Source organism: Thermosynechococcus sp. HY213 (assembly GCF_031460975.1).
GTDB lineage: Bacteria > Cyanobacteriota > Cyanobacteriia > Thermosynechococcales > Thermosynechococcaceae > Thermosynechococcus.
Window position 1 is genome coordinate 130,062 of the sequence record NZ_JAVKVB010000008.1, and the last position, 16,726, is coordinate 146,787.

Genomic DNA, 16,726 nt, shown 5'->3' on the forward strand with positions numbered 1-16,726 from the left:
GCACTTTCGTTTAGTGGAACAAACGGCTACTAATGCAAATGAAGGTACAGAGACACGCTAAGAGAATTCACACCACTTGATCTATCGTGAGGAGACGCCCACCCCCGTAGCACCGATAAAGAATCATTGGGTACTGTTGTACATAGGATTGACTTCAGCACTCGCGAAATTCTGCAAGATGGGGCGCCGCTGCCAAACAATGAGCAGCGAAAAGTAGGGCAGGGTTAACTCTGGATAGTTCGTCAGGGGGGTGTAGATTTGCTGTTGAGGGGTTGTTGCCCAGCTCACCACTGCCGCCTGTTCCAAGAGGTGGTGTTCCTTGAGCCAATGCCAGACGTGGCCATAGACCGATCGCACCTTCATTAAAACCACCACCTCCGCCCATGCCCACACCCGCTCGAGGTCATCCCCGTGGTACATTGCTGGCAAAATCGCTAGGCGATCGCTCCCCAAGGTCAGGGGCACCCCTAAGCTAGCCGCTGCGGCCAAAGGCGAGCAAATTCCCGGAATCACTTCAATCGCAATATGGGGGTCAAGGCTCTGGACGGCTGCCGCCAGATAGGAAAACGTACTGTAGAAACTGACATCCCCCTCAGAGACAAAGACCACATCAATGCCTTGAGCGAGATAGGCATAGACTTGCTCTGCCGCCTTTTGCCATGCTTGTTCTAAGACATCTTCTGCAAGAACATAGGGGAATTCGAGGGGCAGATACATTTGCTGGGGGTCTTTGTAGGGGGAAATGATCTCCTCGGCAATGCCGCGCCGTCCCTGTAGTCCCGCCGGAAAGGCAATCACCCTTGCGTGCTGTAGGCGTCGCCAACCCTTGAGGGTAATGAGTTCAGGATCCCCCGGCCCTACGCCAATGCCGCAAAGGGTGGCCATTAGCCCCATCCCCACCAGTGCCCCAGTTGATAGACACTGCCACTCACCACCCACGCCATCACCAAGGCATAGAGGGTCGCAAAAATCGTAAACTGCCCGCGTTTCGATTCACTCCAGAGGGTGGCAAGGGTGCTCAAGCAGGGGGTGTACAGGAGAGTAAAAAGCATAAAGCTGTAGGCCTGTAGGGGCGTTAAATCTTGGGCGATCGCCTGCTGTAACGAGGTACCCGAAAGGTGATAGATCACCGCCAACGCACCAATCACAATCTCCTTGGCCACAAAGCCGACAATCAGGGCGATCGTCAGGGCAGGTGTAATGCCCACCGGTGCCAAAAGCGGCTGTAGCGCTATCCCCAGTTGACCCGCCCACGTTTCTGGACTTGAGGGCGTTGCATTCAGGGGTAAATGGGTCAATGCCCACACCACCAAGACACCTATCATAATGAAGCCCGTGGCTCGCGAGAGAAAATGCTGCACCTCGCCCCAGGCCCGCAGAATCACCTGTCGCCCCGTCGGCCAGCGATAGGGGGGCAACTCCAGCAAAAAGGGATCCGTATTCGGGAAATAGCCCTGAAAACAGAGGGCAGTGAGCAAGGCCGCCAGAATACTCCAGCCATAGAGAGACAGCAGGACGACTGCCCCCCACTGCGGGGGAAACAAACAGGCAATGAGAAAGACAAACACCTGTAGCCGCGCTGAGCAGAGGGAAAAGGGAATGATCAGCATCGTCAGTAGCCGCAGCCCCGGCGAGCGAATAATGCGGGTGGCCATCAGGGCGGGGACATTGCAGCCAAAGCCCATCAAGCTGAGGACGAAACTGCGTCCATCTAAACCCAAGCGTGCCATCAGGCCATCCATCAGGTAGGCGGCACGGGCAAGGTAGCCACTATCCTCAACGATCGCCATCACAATAAAGAAGATGGTGACTAAGGGCACAAACGCTGCCACCGTGGTCATACCGCCATAGATGCCCTCAATGAGCAAACTGCTGAGCAAGGGGGGCAGCCCCGCGAGGAATGGTGCCAGCACCTGTCCCTGAAAGGTCTCAAACGCATCACTGAGCCAGCCTTGAACCCCCAGCCCTAGCACCCATACCACTTGAAAGACAAGGTATAGCCCCGCAAAAAAGAGGGGCAGTCCCCACAAAGGGTGTAGCAACCAGTGATCCAACTGTTCTGTTAGTCTGCGAACGGTGCGACTGGGGAAAGTAACGGTGCCCGCCAATAGGGGCGCGATCGCCCCCGGTTCAATTTCTGGCAACGTTGGCTTGAAGAGCGGGGCTTGGGGAACGGGTGCCTCTTTGAGGGCATGGCAAATTGTTTCATAGGCCTCCCAATAGCCGCCACCATATTTGGCACTGAGGGCCACCACCGGCACCCCAAGGCGATCGCTCAATTTCTCGGTATCAATCTGAATCCCCAGTTGCCGCGCTTCATCGGCCATATTCAGGAGCACCACCATTGGTAGTCCCCAAGCCTTCACCTGCAGGGCTAAGCGCAATTGATGCTGAATCTGACTGGCATTGAGAATCACCAACACCAGCCGCACCGGCACCCGTTGGAAAAACTCACGCACAAGGGTTTCATCGGCAGCCGTCCCCGCCAGATCGTAGATGCCCGGCAAATCCACCAGTTTAACCATTTCCCCATTGAGGGAGATCTCTGCTTCTATTAGATCCACCGTAATCCCCGGCCAGTTGCCTACATGGGCACGGGCAGCGGCAATGCGATTGAAAAATGTGGATTTACCCGTGTTCGGGAGGCCAAGAAGGGCGATCGTGCTTGGGGTCATTGGCGCGGCTGTGAGGATTGCAATTCAAAGGTACCCGTGTCGCCACTATTCAGGGGAATGAGCAGACGACTCAGGAAACGGCCATCCTCCAATTTATACATATCGAGGTTATAGCCTAGGCGTTGACACAGGTTAAAGCAGACTTTGAGGTGTCGTCCGGGGGGCTGATCAAGGCTGGAGGGAGCAAGCCAGTCGAGATGTTCGAGTTGGTGCAGTTTAATGAGTAACTGTGGCTCTATTTCCCCATTGTCGGTGATTGATAGTTCCAGCCAAGACTGCATTTTGCCCCCCTGACCCATGCCTTCAATTTGTTGGCACCAGATGTCAATGCGGCCTTGGGAGGGCGATCGCTGGCAGGCAAAAAGCAACAACTCATAAAGGATTAACTCCAGCTTGCTAATGTCACCATTGAGGGTGAGGACAGGTTGATTGTGAACTTGAATCCACAGTTGTTTGCGCTGCTTCCAATTTTCGATGCGATCCATCACTCGCTTGAGGAGCACCGCTAGGCCTGCTGTGTCAGTCGTTTTGTCCAGTTGCCATACCTCATGGCTCAAGAGGGGATGGAGGGATTCCAACTGGGTTTGCAGGAGCGTGCCCAACCGCCGCAGCAGGGGAGCCGCCTCAGGGTGTTGCTGAACCGATTGCATCAGCTGATGGCAGAGACTCGCAAGTTGACCATAGACCTGTTCAAGGCGACGGTGCTTGTACCAGTTGAGGGTTTCAAGGGTTTGCCAACCTTGGGTGAGCATTTGAATGAGGGAAGTACTGCGGTGTGCCCAAGCCAAATGGTTGACAAGGGTAATGAAGGCCTCTAGGTGCAAGGTTGACCACTGGCGATCGCGACGATCAGCGACAATGAGAACCCCTGAAGGTTCGTATTCGGGATCAGTGCGTAGGGCGATCGCCAAAATTTGACCAATGTCTGGCCCTGAGAGCCATTCCCGCGTACGCGGATCTAGTTCTGCTGCTGTGGTTTGAATCAACCAAGTGTAGGGATTACTGGTGACATCGGCTTGGGAGGCCATCAGGGCACTGTGGATCAGCGGATCCTCATAGATGGCAATTTCCGCGTCATTGCGAATCGCAAATTTGGGATGGCTAGGGGGCGGTGCCACAATCGAGCCAACCGTCTGACCAGGTCGCCAAGTCACTAAGGCCACAAGGGGTACCTGCATTAAGTTCATGAGCTGCTGTAAGCCCGTCAGTTCAATGCGCTCCAAGTTTTGGGTGCGTTGCAGTGCCGTTAACCCCGCCAGCATCGCCGATCGCACTTGCTCCTGCTGCGTATTGGTGTTTTGCAGTTGCCACTGATGGCTAATGAGGCCAAGGGTACGCGCCACCTCCTGTACAAGGGTTTGCTGACTTTTGCCCCAAGCCGTTGGTTCAGTGCGCCCCACTAACAGCAGTGCTTCCAAAGAATGGCCGGGGGTGGTGGTTGCTACCACAAGGGACTGGATATGCAGCTTGTCGAGAACCTCTTTCCAAGAGTAGAGGCGCAGTTCATGGCTATAGTCCTCAAGGGCAATGGCTGTGGTTGCCGTTTCCAGAAGTTGCCAATCCATTTTTTGTAAGGGCGGGAAGGGCGGATGGCGATCGCGCCCCCGGGGCGCCGGATACTGAAACAGGACATCAAAGACTTGGGTCAGGGAGTTGTAGCTTAACAAAAAGACCCACTGTGCCCCTAAATCTGCCGCTAACCTTTCGCCCGCATGGTGGAGCACTTGCTTCCAGTCCTGTTCATCACAGATGGCTTGCGCCAACTCACTCACCAAGCTTTGGGCCTGCTGGGTCTGTGCCAAGAGGTGTTCAAGGCGTTCAGTGGGGGCTGCCAAGGCCAATAGCTCTGCGGTGACTTGGAGGAGTTTCTTTTCATTGTCATTCCAAGGGTAAGGCTCACTGCGCTCGAATGTGAGAAAGCCCACGACATCCGTGCCCACCAGAATCGGGGTTGCCACAAGGGCACGGCAATTCAGCATTTGCATTAACCGTAAGGGTGCGGTAGCACTGACCACACTTTGACTATCGCTGACACTCACGGTTTGGCCGCTGGCAAGGGCAGTATAACAACCTGCTAACTCCTGCTGTGTAATCGCTAAGGGTTGCCGCTGGCTCTCGCGGCTCTGGGGTTTACCAACGGTGTAACTGCGCCGCCGATAGAGGGGTTGCTCCAAATCTCGCCAAAAGAGGCTGGTACGTTGAGGTTGACAGAATTGGTGCACTGCCAGCAACAGGGCTTCAATGCGTTGACCCAAGCTAGGGGCACGGCTGGCCTCTTGGAGGAGATGGCGCACTGGATCATTACTCGTCATTGTGGGCGCCGCCGCTTGCTTGGTTTCAGGGGCTGGTTTTGCCGCGGTCAAGCGTTCCAATTCCGCCCCAAGGGCACTCACCAGTAAGCTCATGTGGGCCAAATCATCGCCCCGCAGGGTATCGCCCCAAGTGGTAGAACCGATCATGAGAATGCCGAGGGGTTGACGATGGCGGACAATGGGATAGATGGCCGTGCCTTGAATGCCCAAACGGGTGGCGGCTTCTCGTAACTCGCCTAGGCGGGGTTCCTCCTTGAGACTGGGCAAACTAATCGGCTTGCGGTTGATCAACACCTGATCGAGAAGACTACCGGCGGCAAGGGTCAATTTCTGCTTCAGAAAAGGATGATCGCCAACGGGCGTGGTTCCCCCTTGGCCAATGAGTTGTTTGGCGGCTTCATTGTATAGTCCCAACCAAGCAAAGGACATGCCGAGGATTTCTTGGACAAAGCTCACCAAGGGAGCAATGAGTCCACCAATTTGCTCTTGCTGTTGCAGTTGCTTAATGGTGTTAACCAGTGCCGCCAAAGCGGGGCTGACCTTCGAGGATTTGACAGAGGTCATAGGGGCGATCGCAACCGAGAAGGATGTCTTCTATTCTAAACTTTGCCCCTCCGCAATCCTGTGCTGCAACTCACAGCAGGCAAGGAGAAAGTCTGGGGGCACAGGGGCAGGCCATGTCCCCTCAACCCGGCGATCGCCCAACACAATCAGATGCAGGCTATAGGCATGGGGATAGCCCTCCAATTCCAAATGCACAGCATCGTTGCCGCCACTGAGGGTAATCATTTCCTCTGCCATCAATTCGGGGGCGATCGCCAAAAGCTGCCCGTGGAGTTGGCGAAATAAATCCACAAATGCCTTGAATTCTGCGGCAGTAAGTTCCGTGGCCCAATCCTCAGCGCCCACCAGAGCGGCATAGAATTGATCATTGCGCCAGCCCACCCGCCAGCCTTGCCCCACCCGCAGTTCCACAGACTAGCCCTCTAAAACGTGGGTACGAGGCTACTGCTGCCGCCAAAGAGGGCCCAAGACAGGAAAAAGTTGAGAATAAAGATCGCCAATAGCGAGATCACCACAGCCGCCGTAGTGGATTGACCGACCCCCTTGGCGCCCCCTGTAGTTGTAATGCCCCAATTGCAGCCAATGATGGCCACCACACCGCCAAAAATGCCTGACTTGATAATTGAACTCCACAGATCCCAAGTTTGCAGAAAGTTCTGAATGGACTCAATATAGACCCCACGGGGAATGCCGTAGAGATAATCGGCAATCACTAGCCCACCCCACAGCCCCGTTACGAGTGCCAAGATATTGAGAATCGGCAACATCAGCACGCAGGCAATAAACCGTGGCACCACCAGATAATCCACCGGATCCGTGCCCAGCATATAGAGGGCGTCAATTTGCTCAGTGACTTTCATGGTGCCAATTTCAGCCGCAAAGGCAGAGCCAACTCGCCCGGCGAGTACCACCGCTGTCAGCACCGGCCCCAGTTCCCGCGCTAGGGCGATCGCCAGCACCCCACCCACCGCAGAGGTGGCACCAAAGGTAATAAATTCACGGGCGACCTGAATCGTAAACACCATGCCCACAAAGGCTGCTGTAATTAGGGCAACACTGAGGGAGGCAGGCCCCACCAAGGCCATTTGCTCGATCGAGTTGCGCAGCGGAATCCGCCCCCGCAGCAAATGATAGGTGACTTGACCCGCCAAGAGAAAGGCTGTGCCCAAGCGTTGTATGCCCTGACTTGCACGCCAGCGCAGCCGTGGCCACTTCCTCGCCTTCATTGTTGCGCCCTAGAAATTACCGGTTTCACCCGCAGCACCATTACCCAAGCCTGAGAGTTTGAGGAAGAGGTTTTTATCCGTTGTGCTCTGATAAACACAGCTGATTTCAGGATTGGCTTCAAGGTTGCCCACATAGCCAAAGGTATTCAGCCGCTGCCGACAACTGCGCAATTGCTCACCGGTAATGAGTTGTCGCTGTTCTAGCAGGGCAACGTTATTGGCACGCAGCACACAGCCCGGTTGCATCACCGGTTGGGAAACAAAGACCGAAAAGGGGTTAAAAGTGACAAAAATCCGCGTATCCACCGCGATCGCGCTCGCACCAAATTGCACGCAAATATCAGGATTGGGCGCCGCCTGATCAATAAACTGCGTTGAGGCCACGTTGTCAGGATTGAGGGTGGTGGTTTTGCTAAAGGTGACACCCACACCAACGCCAATAATAAAGACCCCTCCCAACACCGCCAGAGTGCGGGTATTCACTGGTGACTTCGATTCTGGCTGGGGAGGCCGACGAGTTTGGGGACGCGGACGCGGTGGGGATGGCGAACGTCGAGGCATAGCAGGAAGAGTGAACAGCACTTCCCTACCAGTATGCCCTTAGAAGGCAGGGTTTGACTGCCCCCCTGCTTGTTTTGGCTTCGCCTTGTTGACCTTGAGCACCCGTCCTAGCCATGTTGCACCGTCGAGATCATCAATGGCAGCGGCCTCCTGAGTTTCATCCACCAGTTCGACAAAAGCAAAGCCACGCCGTTTGCCTGTTTCTCGATCCACCGGCAACACAATCCGGCGAATAGCACCATATTTTTCAAAAACTTCGCGAAGATCGTTTTCTGTCGCCTCATAGGAGAGGTTGCCGATGTACAGTGTCATAACCCGAACTCAGAAGCAATTTGACAATCATCATAGCCTCTCGCTTTCCCTTACCCATGCGATCCAGACTACAGAACCCAACACCTTGCAAAGAAAATTAACGTTTTCTATCAGCCCCAAAATATACCAAGGTTAAAAAGAAATTAATTCCTCCCTTAATGTCACCTACAGCCCTTTGCACAGGGTTTGAGCCGCGTCCGACAGATTCAGCAAATTGCCGCCAAGCCCATTCTCTCGTGGAATCCACCGGAGTCTCTCTAGGAGAGGATTTGAGTATTTTCAGTGGTCTTGTAGAAAATAATTTCACCCCCCTCGCAAGGGATCCCTCGGAACAGGGGGTTGCAATCCGCTCTGGGAGAGGCTATATTCAAGGTACTCTTGCTTCTCTCCGGGGAAGTGGATTAAATGAGAATGAACCAGCCCGTCAAAGAACGAATCACTGCCGCCATCAGTTGTAACAATACAGCTTGCAGGTTTTGACGCACGGCTTCTAGGGTTTCGAAGGACTGCCATGCTCATGCTGCTCGCAGATGTTGCCACAACCGCTCCATGGGATTGACCTCGAAGGCAAACACAGGCACAACATTGCGCACAATGCGATGCACCGTCGGGTAGGCGACCTCAAGCTGATGCTCCTGTCGTAGCCACTGCACAATAGCCTTGTAACTGTCAAACCCGCTGGGGTCTTGTAGGCGTTCCTGCAACTGTGCCATCACTGTTGGGGGGATGATGCGGGCGGCTCCGGGGGCGTCTTGACTGCCAATAACTGCTGGAGTCCTCCTTGGCGATAGGCGTTCAGCCAGCGAGTAATGCTGGACTCGTTGCAATGGAGCAATTGGGCAATTTGTGGGCAGCTGTGGACAAGTCCTTGCTTCAGCCAGTAGAGCATCTGCAAGCGTTCCTGCTGTCGGGCATTGGTTTCATGTTGTAGGCGCCGCTGCAGTTCTTCAGAGCTTTCTGTAATTGTGAGGACGAGCGGGCGAGCCATGAAGGTCTCCTACTGGGATGACTTCAGTTTTAGGATAGACAATTGCCTCGTTTAAGACCTATTTATTAAGCTCAATGTTACAAAGAGCTGGTATTAGCAGAATCAATAAATACAACCCTTTTTTAGAATATGAGACACGTGACGGGTACGCGATCCTCTCCCGCTCTCGCAGTTTTGAACCTGTCTCGGGCTGTAGTTCGAGCTACTGAATGGATGTGGGGTTTTTCTATGGGCGGTGAGGACAGTTCTGCGATTGCGCCAGCAAAACAACTATGCGATCCAAACCAGCACGGAGTTGAGCCGTGGCCTCCCCCCCTTGATTGACCACAAGACTAAAGACGAAAGGGCGATCCTGCAACGGTTCCACGTAGCCCGCTAGGGCAACCACCCCCCGCAATGTGCCGGTTTTCGCCCAGACACGATCCTGAGCCGCTGTATCACGAAAGCGCTGTCGCAGGGTGCCGGATCGTCCGGCAAGGGGGAGCGATCGCCGCCACAGCGAGGCATCCTTTGTTTGCGTTATATGTTGCAGCAGCGTGACTAAACCATTGGGCGTCAGCCAATTTTGCCGCGAGAGTCCCGAACCATCTACTAAAACCGCTGCTTGGACACCGATGCGCTCTAGATAGCGTTGGCGATAGCCGGGTTGTGCTGCCTCCAGAGCCGTAAGGAGCATTTCTGCATAGAAATTGTCACTCTCTTGGAGAACCGGCAAAATTAACGCTTCTAGGGGGGGTGAGGCATGGCGCACCAACACATTGGGTAACGGCTCTGCTGTTTCCACAAGGCGAATTTGCTGCACTTGAATACCGGCTTGGGCAAAGGCCCGCTGCACCTGTTGTTGAAGATAGGGGATCGACTCACTGAGAGGAATGCGCAGTTTTGCCGGTTCACTGCCAATGTGGAGTTGACCCCGCACAATGATCTGCTGGCCGCGCACCTCACTTTCCAGAAATTCTGGCTCAGAGGGGGTCACGGTGCGGGTCTCATTGACCACTCGAAAATGAGTCTGCGGCTGCCGTAGTGCTAAGGGTTGCCCCAACTGTTGTGGTATGACCTCTAGGTTCAGGGCATTTTGATTGAGACTAAAGCGCGTCACTACCGCTGCATAGCCCATCGTCAGGTCTTCGATCGCCCATGTGGGTTCCATCCTCACAGGAGTTACACCGCCGATTTCCAAGATTGGAATCTGGCGAATGCCCTGTTGGCTAAGGCGGAGTGCCATTTGTTGCAGGTCTTGGCTGCTGAAACTGGGGTCAAAACTGCCCTGAAGACGCAGGGTTGTCCTGTCGGGCGATCGCGCGCTGAGGGTGGTCTCAAAGAAATGATTAGCTCCCCAATAGTCTAAGGCGGCAGCCACTGTCGTTAGCTTGACATTCGAGGCCACCAGAAAGAGCTTTTCCCCTTGGTAGTCGTAGAGAAGATCCCCCGTGGTTAAATCCCGCACCACCATGCCCCATTGACCCCGTTGCCATTGGGGATTTTGAATTTCCTGTTGCAGGGCACGAGCCAAGTCTTGGCGGCAGAGACCGAAGGCGGCAGGTGAAACCACCAGGACAATCAAACTAGCAGGGGGCAGAAGCCATCGAAGCCATGCCATGGGGCACTAGATCCTTGACATAGACGCGATCGCAACGCTGCGTTTCCACACCCGTCGCCGGCTGATAGCCCGCCTTTTCGTACAAATGGACGGCTGTAGTCATGATTGAGGCCGTTTCAATCCAGATTTTGCGGTAGCCGGCCGCTGCAATGGCTACCTCCAGATGGTGCAGGAGAAATGTCCCTAGGCCTTGGCCGCGTACGCGGGGATGGAGATACATTTTGCGAATTTCGACAGCCGCTTCGCCCCGCTGAATGGGATAGAAGGCGATCGTGCCCACAACTTCCGAGGCTCGCTCCACCACCCAAAATTGTCCGCCCCGGCGGTGGTAGTAATCTTCAACGTGAACCACATCGGCATCGGCGCCTTCGGGTTGCCAAGAAAGGCCAAACTCACTGAGGACATTAGCAATGAGGTGCATGACCGCTGCGCGATCGCGATCGCACCAATGGCGCACCCCACAATCCCCATAGTGAAGAAAAAATGCACTCAAGGACAGCTGCCTCCCATAAAATTACAGTCCTTTTCACAGAGAGAGAACACGCACAAAAGCATCGAAACCGCTGTGCCCCCAAAAGAACTGTACTGCCACTCTAACGATTCAGCGTGAGGCTCGCAAGATCATTTTGCTACTGTTTTTATCTTTGTTTCATCTTTGCTGCCGCCGCTGCTCTCTTAAGCGCCAACTTAGTATAGGAAAAGATGCTGGACAAACGGACGATGCAAGACTTTGGCGTTGTGATTGTCGGTGGTGGCTTAGCAGGCTGTCGTGCTGCTTTGGAAATTTGCCGCCTGGCCCCAGAGACCCCGATTGCCCTTGTGTCCAAAACCCATCCCATTCGTTCCCATTCCGTTGCTGCCCAAGGGGGCATTGCCGCTACGCTGAAAAATGTCGACAGCGAAGACTCTTGGGAAAGCCATGCCTTTGATACCGTCAAGGGGTCAGACTTTCTTGCGGATCAGGATGCCGTCGCCATTCTTGCCCAAGAAGCGCCCGATGTGGTGATTGACCTTGAGCATTTGGGGGTGCTCTTCTCTCGCCTGCCCGATGGCCGCATTGCCCAACGTCCCTTTGGTGGTCACACGCACCAGCGCACTTGCTATGCAGCCGACAAAACTGGTCATGCCATTCTCCACGAACTCTACTGCAATCTCCTGAAATACAACGTCACCTTTTTTAGTGAGTGGTATGTGCTGCGGCTGATTGTCGAGGATCAGCAGGCCAAGGGGGTCGTTGCCTACCACATTGAAACGGGTCAACTGGACATTCTGCGGGCACCTGCCATTCTTTTTGCCACAGGGGGCTATGGTCGCGTCTTTAATACCACCTCTAATGATTTTGCCTCCACGGGGGATGGCTTAGCGATGACGGCACGGGCAGGCTTGCCCCTTGAGGATATGGAGTTTGTCCAATTTCACCCCACGGGGTTGTATCCAGCGGGGGTTTTGATTTCTGAGGCGGTGCGCGGTGAAGGGGCTTATTTGGTCAATGCCGAGGGAGAACGCTTTATGGCACGCTATGCCCCCAGTCGCATGGAACTGGCTCCCCGTGATATTACCTCGCGGGCGATCGCCATCGAAATTCGCGAAGGGCGCGGCAGCCACAGTGATGGCTCAGCCGGCGGGCCTTTTGTTTATCTCGATGTCCGCCACTTGGGTCGCGAAACAATCATGAGTCGCATTCCCTTCTGTTGGGAGGAAGCCCATCGCTTGGCGGGGGTAGATGCCGTGGTGGAGCCGATTCCTGTACGTCCGACGGTGCACTATTCAATGGGGGGGATTCCGGTCAATGTCAATGGTCAGGTGCGTGCCAATGCCACGGAACTGGTGACCGGGTTTTATGCCGCTGGTGAATGTGCCTGTGTCTCGGTGCATGGTGCCAATCGCTTGGGGAGTAATTCCCTCCTAGAATGTGTGGTCTATGGCCGCCGTACCGGTGGGGCGATCGCCAAAGATTTACCGAGCTTGCCCCAACCCCAATTTGACCCCCAGCCGTATCTACAGGCAGCGGAGCAACAGATTCAGCACCTCTTTAGTCAAGCGGGGGATTTACGCATTGCCCAACTACGGCAGCAGGTTCAAGATTGTATGACCCAATACTGTGGCGTATTTCGCACCGCGGCTCTGATGCAGAGGGGTTTGGAAGAATTGCAGCGGCTGAAAGCAGCCTATGCGCGGATTCGTCTCGACGATCGCCAGCGCTACTGGAACACAGAGCTGTTAGAGGCGTTTGAGTTAGCAAATATCCTCGTGGTTGCGGAAGTGATTTTGAGCAGCGCCCTTGCTCGCCAAGAGAGTCGTGGTGCCCACTTCCGTGAAGACTATCCGCAGCGGGATGATGTCAACTTCCTACGCCACACCCTAGCCACCTACCACAGCGACGGCATGAGGATTGACTATCTGCCCGTCACCATCACCATGTTTCCCCCCCAAGAGCGCAAGTATTAAAGCCATGCAACGGTTACCTGCGACCCCTGCCCTCAACCGTTTTATTATTGGCATCACCCTCTTTGTTCTGATCATGTTGGTGGCGGTGGTGGGCTACACCAGTTTTGGCTGGAACTGGCTCGATGCCCTTTACATGTACGTGATCACCGTCTTTGGCATTGGCTACAGTGAAGTGCGACCCCTGATTACGCCGGCGCAACGCTTCTTTAACATGCTGATCATTGTGGCCGGCAGTGCAGCAACGGTTTATACCATCGGTGCGGTGGTGCAACTGTTTACCGAAGGGGAGATCAAACGCCTACTGGATATTCAGCGGGCGAGCCGCGACATCAACAAACTCAACCGCCATGTCATTGTCTGTGGCTTTGGCCGCATTGGTCAGGTAATGGCTCAGGAATTATCGGCATTAAAAACCCCCTTTGTGATTTTGGATGTCAATGAACAGCGCATTGATCTAGCGATACAGTTGGGCTATTTGGCCTATTTGGGGAGTGCGGCGGAGGAAGAAACGCTGCGCGTGGTGGGGATCGAGCGGGCGATCGCCCTAGCGACGGTGCTGCCCAATGACACGATCAATGTCTTTATTACGCTGACAGCGCGCTCCCTGAATCCGAGCCTGCTGATTGTGGCGCGGGCGAATTTGGCAAGCACAGAAGCAAAGCTACGTATGGCAGGAGCGGATCACGTAGTCTTGCCGACAAAAATTGGTGCCATTCAAATGACTAACCTGATTCGGCGGCCACGCATTGACTTTCTTGAGCAAACGGGCGATCGCGAGACCCTCAACGACCTCTTGAGCCACATTGATGCTCACCTTGAGGAACTGGAGATTACTGCCGATTACCCCTACGTGGGTACGCGCTTGACAGGACTTGAGGTACGCGGCCAAGGGGCATTTATTATTGTTGGCCTGCGCAAAAGTGATGGCCAATTATTCCCGACCCGCGCCAATCCCCTTGTGGAAGTGGGCGATACATTGATTCTATTGGGGCATGCTCAAGATACCCCCAAGCTCATTCGCAAATATACTGCCCGCTCCCGCCACTCCCAATGACAACCCCCGCTCATCTCGCTGACCTTAAGGATCACGTCATCATTTGCGGCTATGGTCCCCTTGGTCGCACCTTAGCGATGAACTTGGCTGCTGCCCAAATCCCCTTTGTCGTGATTGACAACCAGCGGCAGCGACTACGGCTTGCCCAGCAGTCAGGGCACCTTTTCTATCGCGGTGACGATCTCATGGATGAAAATGAGCTGTTGGCGGTGGGGGTGGATCGCGCTCGCACTGTAGTGGCGGTTTTGGCCGATGATGCCAGTAATGTCTTTATCACCCTGATTGCCCGTCGCCTCAATCCCAACTTACAAATTTTGGCCTATGGTGAATTGCCAGCCACAGAGTCCAAACTGCGTTTTGCCGGTGCCGATCATGTGGTCTTGCCCTCGAGTATCAGTGCCCAACGCATGGTGCAGCTCATTACTCGCCCGACAGTCTTGGATTTTCTTGAGGAAAAGGATGAGCGCAGTCACTTGATTGAGCTACTCAGCCAGCTCGATCTTCAGATTGAGGAGTTTACGCTGCCCTTGGAGTCCTCGCTGGTGGGGCTAGCGATCGCCGATGTGGAAGCGAAAGGCCGAGGCCGCTTTATTATTGTTGCTCTCCGCCATCAGAACGGTGCCTTGGTGACCCATCCCCCCTTAACCTTGCCCCTAGGGCCGGGGGATACCCTGATTGCCCTTGGCCGAGCAGCGGAAATTAAAACCTTCTTTCGCCAATATGCCCACCGCCAGCCAATTCGCTATCGCGGCCTAGGAAGCTAGCCCTTCAGGCCAGCAGTGGTTTGGGAGGGAATGATATATCGTTGCAAGAAAATAAACACAATGAACACGGGCACAATTGAAATCACCGAGCCAGCGGCAATGAGTCGCCAATCCAAAGAAAACGTCCCCGCCAAGGTGACCACGCCAATGGGCAGGGTATAAAGTTCTGGCTGATCCAAGACCAACAGGGGCCAGAGAAAATCACTCCAAGCACCAATAAACACAAAAATGCCAAGGGTAACAAGGGCAGGGCGAATGGCCGGCAGCATCACAAACCACCACAGCCCCAATTCTGAGCAGCCATCGAGGCGAGCCGCTTCCTCTAGTTCCTTGGGCACCGCCATAAAGGCCTGTCGCAACAGAAAAATGCCAAAGGCAGAGGCCAAACTCGGCAGAATCATTCCCAGATAGGTATTCCGCAGCCCCAACTGCACCGCCAAAATAAACAGGGGAATCATGATGATTTGAAAGGGAATCATGATCGTGGCCAAAATGGCCGTAAAGATCACCTCACGTCCGCGAAAGGACAGCCGTGCCAAGGGATAGGCGGCTAAGGCCGAGGTCAGGAGATTGCAGGCCACCGTTAAGACTGCCACCAGTGTACTGTTGAACAGGTACTGGCCAAAGGGATTCGTTTGCCAAACCGTAACAAAATTCGCCCAGGTTGGTTCGGCCGGCAGCCAGCGGGGCGGAAAGGCAAAAATATCTTCATTGGCAGACTTGAAGGCGGTACTGGTGAGCCACACCAAAGGCAGCAGCATGACGATCGCGATCGCCACCAACAGCAGGTAGGTCAAGCCTCGCCGCAAGGTCATCGCCGTGTCCAAAGATTGGTAAACATCATCAACAGGCCACCAATGACAATGGCGATCGCAAGGCCGCCAGCAATCCAGTCTAGGGTTGTCGTTTCCATCGGTAATTTCCCAAGGGTACTTTTAGACACTGCGCAAGGCAACAATCGGATCCAGCCGCGCCGCCCGTTGAGCGGGAACCACCCCAAAGAAGAGGCCAATACTGCCCGAAACGCCCACAGCAAGAGCCACAGCAACGGGAGCAACCCCAGCCTCCAAGGGGGTCAACATCACCACTAGCATCACACCACCTACGCCCACTCCCGTGCCAATGAGGCCACCGAGAGCCGAGAGGATCATCGCCTCAATCATAAACTGTGCCAGTATATCCCGCTGTGTGGCACCAATGGCCTTGCGCAGGCCAATTTCTTGGGTGCGTTCGGTTACCGAGACCAGCATAATGTTCATAATGCCAATCCCCCCCACCAGCAGGGAAATGCCGGCGATCGCCGCCAACATCAAGGTCAAGGCATTGCTGATATTGCCAATGATTTGCAGAGCTTCCTTTTGGGTTTGAATTGTAAAATCGTCCTCATCAACAATTTGATGGCGCAGCCGCAGGAGGTTGGTAATCTGAAACTTAGCCGCATCAATGCTCTGTTCATCACGGGCAGATACCGAGATAAAGGTTAGGGAAATCCCATAGGGGGAGCGCTGCCCCACAATACGGGAAGACATCGTCGTAATGGGAATATAGGCGGCCTCATCCTGATTGTTGCCAAGGAAAGCACCCTTTTCGGCCATGACGCCAATCACTTCAAAGGAAAGATTCTTGATCCGTACCTGCTGACCCACAGGATTTTCGTTAATAAAGAGCTTCCTCGCCAAATCCGAGCCTAAAATGACGACGCGGCGATGCCGTTCCACATCCTTATCGGAGATAAAGCGCCCCTGCGCCACTGTAAAACTGCGCACTGAAGGAAAGGTGGGGGTGGTCCCCACAATCAGGACATTGGTATTGCGCCCTCGATAGGTAACCCGTTGTTGCACTTGAATTTGGGGTGCCACTTCCTTAACGGTGGGCACTTGGGTGGCGATCGCCTTAGCATCCTCAAGGACAAGGGTTTGCGGCACATTAAACGTGCGGTTGCGGGCTTGGGGCGTCCCCGGCACAATAAAAAGCGTATTCGGACCAAGGGATTCAAACTGACTGGCGGCATAGCGCTGTGCCCCCTGACCCACGCCGACCATGGCAATCACCGCTGCGTTGCCAATAATTATCCCCAGCATCGTCAGGCCGCTACGCAGTCGATTGGCCTTGAGGGTGGCGATCGCCATGCGCACACTTTCAGCAATGTCCATGATTCTGCGCCGAAAACACCTGTTTTTAATCTAACTTGAGATCTTCTTTTTCCTCAGACTTCTAGTGGG

General features: G+C 54.5%; 16 protein-coding genes. 3 read left to right on the top strand and 13 right to left on the bottom strand.

Annotated elements, in window-relative coordinates; translation table 11 throughout:
- Positions 1-123 precede the first annotated feature (123 nt).
- From RHK62_RS04730 to RHK62_RS04780, 11 genes are all read right to left on the bottom strand, one after another.
- On the bottom strand, positions 124-894 hold the full coding sequence (locus RHK62_RS04730) for a precorrin-2 C(20)-methyltransferase (protein ID WP_206201601.1): 771 nt from the start codon (positions 892-894) through the stop codon (positions 124-126).
- Positions 885-2,675, bottom strand: coding sequence for a ferrous iron transport protein B (feoB, locus tag RHK62_RS04735; protein WP_302678887.1), 1,791 nt, complete (start codon positions 2,673-2,675; stop codon positions 885-887). Before feoB ends, RHK62_RS04730 begins: the two co-directional genes overlap by 10 nt.
- The gene (locus RHK62_RS04740) at positions 2,672-5,551 is read right to left on the bottom strand and encodes a GAF domain-containing protein (RefSeq protein ID WP_310453350.1); all 2,880 of its coding nucleotides are present in this window, start codon (positions 5,549-5,551) and stop codon (positions 2,672-2,674) included. Before RHK62_RS04740 ends, feoB begins: the two co-directional genes overlap by 4 nt.
- Positions 5,552-5,581: 30 nt before the next feature.
- The gene (locus tag RHK62_RS04745; protein ID WP_310453351.1) at positions 5,582-5,962 is read right to left on the bottom strand and encodes a DUF1818 family protein; all 381 of its coding nucleotides are present in this window, start codon (positions 5,960-5,962) and stop codon (positions 5,582-5,584) included.
- Positions 5,963-5,973: 11 nt separating this feature from the next.
- Positions 5,974-6,777: an MlaE family lipid ABC transporter permease subunit gene (locus RHK62_RS04750; protein ID WP_206201127.1), complete on the bottom strand. Its 804-nt coding sequence runs from the start codon at positions 6,775-6,777 to the stop codon at positions 5,974-5,976.
- Between the two features lie 9 nt (positions 6,778-6,786).
- Positions 6,787-7,338: a DUF3172 domain-containing protein gene (locus RHK62_RS04755; protein WP_206201128.1), complete on the bottom strand. Its 552-nt coding sequence runs from the start codon at positions 7,336-7,338 to the stop codon at positions 6,787-6,789.
- Between the two features lie 39 nt (positions 7,339-7,377).
- Positions 7,378-7,650, bottom strand: a complete 273-nt coding sequence (locus tag RHK62_RS04760) for an RNA-binding protein (protein ID WP_149820749.1) — start codon at positions 7,648-7,650, stop codon at positions 7,378-7,380.
- Positions 7,651-8,165: 515 nt separating this feature from the next.
- Complete coding sequence (locus RHK62_RS04765) at positions 8,166-8,363, bottom strand: hypothetical protein (RefSeq protein WP_310453352.1); 198 nt, start codon at positions 8,361-8,363, stop codon at positions 8,166-8,168.
- On the bottom strand, positions 8,363-8,638 hold the full coding sequence (locus RHK62_RS04770; RefSeq protein WP_310453353.1) for a helix-turn-helix domain-containing protein: 276 nt from the start codon (positions 8,636-8,638) through the stop codon (positions 8,363-8,365). The genes RHK62_RS04765 and RHK62_RS04770 overlap by 1 nt, the downstream gene beginning before the upstream one ends.
- Before the next feature lie 226 nt (positions 8,639-8,864).
- A complete protein-coding gene (gene dacB / locus RHK62_RS04775) occupies positions 8,865-10,238 on the bottom strand; it encodes a D-alanyl-D-alanine carboxypeptidase/D-alanyl-D-alanine-endopeptidase (protein WP_310453354.1) in 1,374 nt (457 codons plus the stop codon).
- Positions 10,204-10,731, bottom strand: a complete 528-nt coding sequence (locus RHK62_RS04780; protein ID WP_302676764.1) for a GNAT family N-acetyltransferase — start codon at positions 10,729-10,731, stop codon at positions 10,204-10,206. The genes dacB and RHK62_RS04780 overlap by 35 nt, the downstream gene beginning before the upstream one ends.
- Positions 10,732-10,958: 227 nt before the next feature.
- Here RHK62_RS04780 and RHK62_RS04785 point away from each other — a divergent pair, with 227 nt between their 5' ends.
- The 3 genes from RHK62_RS04785 to RHK62_RS04795 are packed head-to-tail and all read left to right on the top strand — an operon-like array spanning position 10,959 to position 14,504.
- Positions 10,959-12,686 (top strand): succinate dehydrogenase/fumarate reductase flavoprotein subunit, encoded by a 1,728-nt coding sequence (locus tag RHK62_RS04785; protein ID WP_310453379.1) that lies wholly within the window; start codon positions 10,959-10,961, stop codon positions 12,684-12,686.
- 4 nt (positions 12,687-12,690) lie between these two features.
- Positions 12,691-13,740: a potassium channel protein gene (locus tag RHK62_RS04790; RefSeq protein WP_310453355.1), complete on the top strand. Its 1,050-nt coding sequence runs from the start codon at positions 12,691-12,693 to the stop codon at positions 13,738-13,740.
- On the top strand, positions 13,737-14,504 hold the full coding sequence (locus tag RHK62_RS04795; protein WP_302676761.1) for a TrkA family potassium uptake protein: 768 nt from the start codon (positions 13,737-13,739) through the stop codon (positions 14,502-14,504). Before RHK62_RS04790 ends, RHK62_RS04795 begins: the two co-directional genes overlap by 4 nt.
- Here the strand turns inward: RHK62_RS04795 and RHK62_RS04800 are convergent.
- Both RHK62_RS04800 and RHK62_RS04805 read right to left on the bottom strand, forming a co-directional pair.
- Complete coding sequence (locus RHK62_RS04800) at positions 14,501-15,319, bottom strand: carbohydrate ABC transporter permease (protein ID WP_206201134.1); 819 nt, start codon at positions 15,317-15,319, stop codon at positions 14,501-14,503. The two genes, RHK62_RS04795 and RHK62_RS04800, sit on opposite strands and share 4 nt — an antisense overlap.
- 120 nt (positions 15,320-15,439) lie before the next feature.
- Positions 15,440-16,657, bottom strand: a complete 1,218-nt coding sequence (locus tag RHK62_RS04805; protein ID WP_206201135.1) for an ABC transporter permease — start codon at positions 16,655-16,657, stop codon at positions 15,440-15,442.
- Between the last annotated feature and the right edge of the window lie 69 nt (positions 16,658-16,726).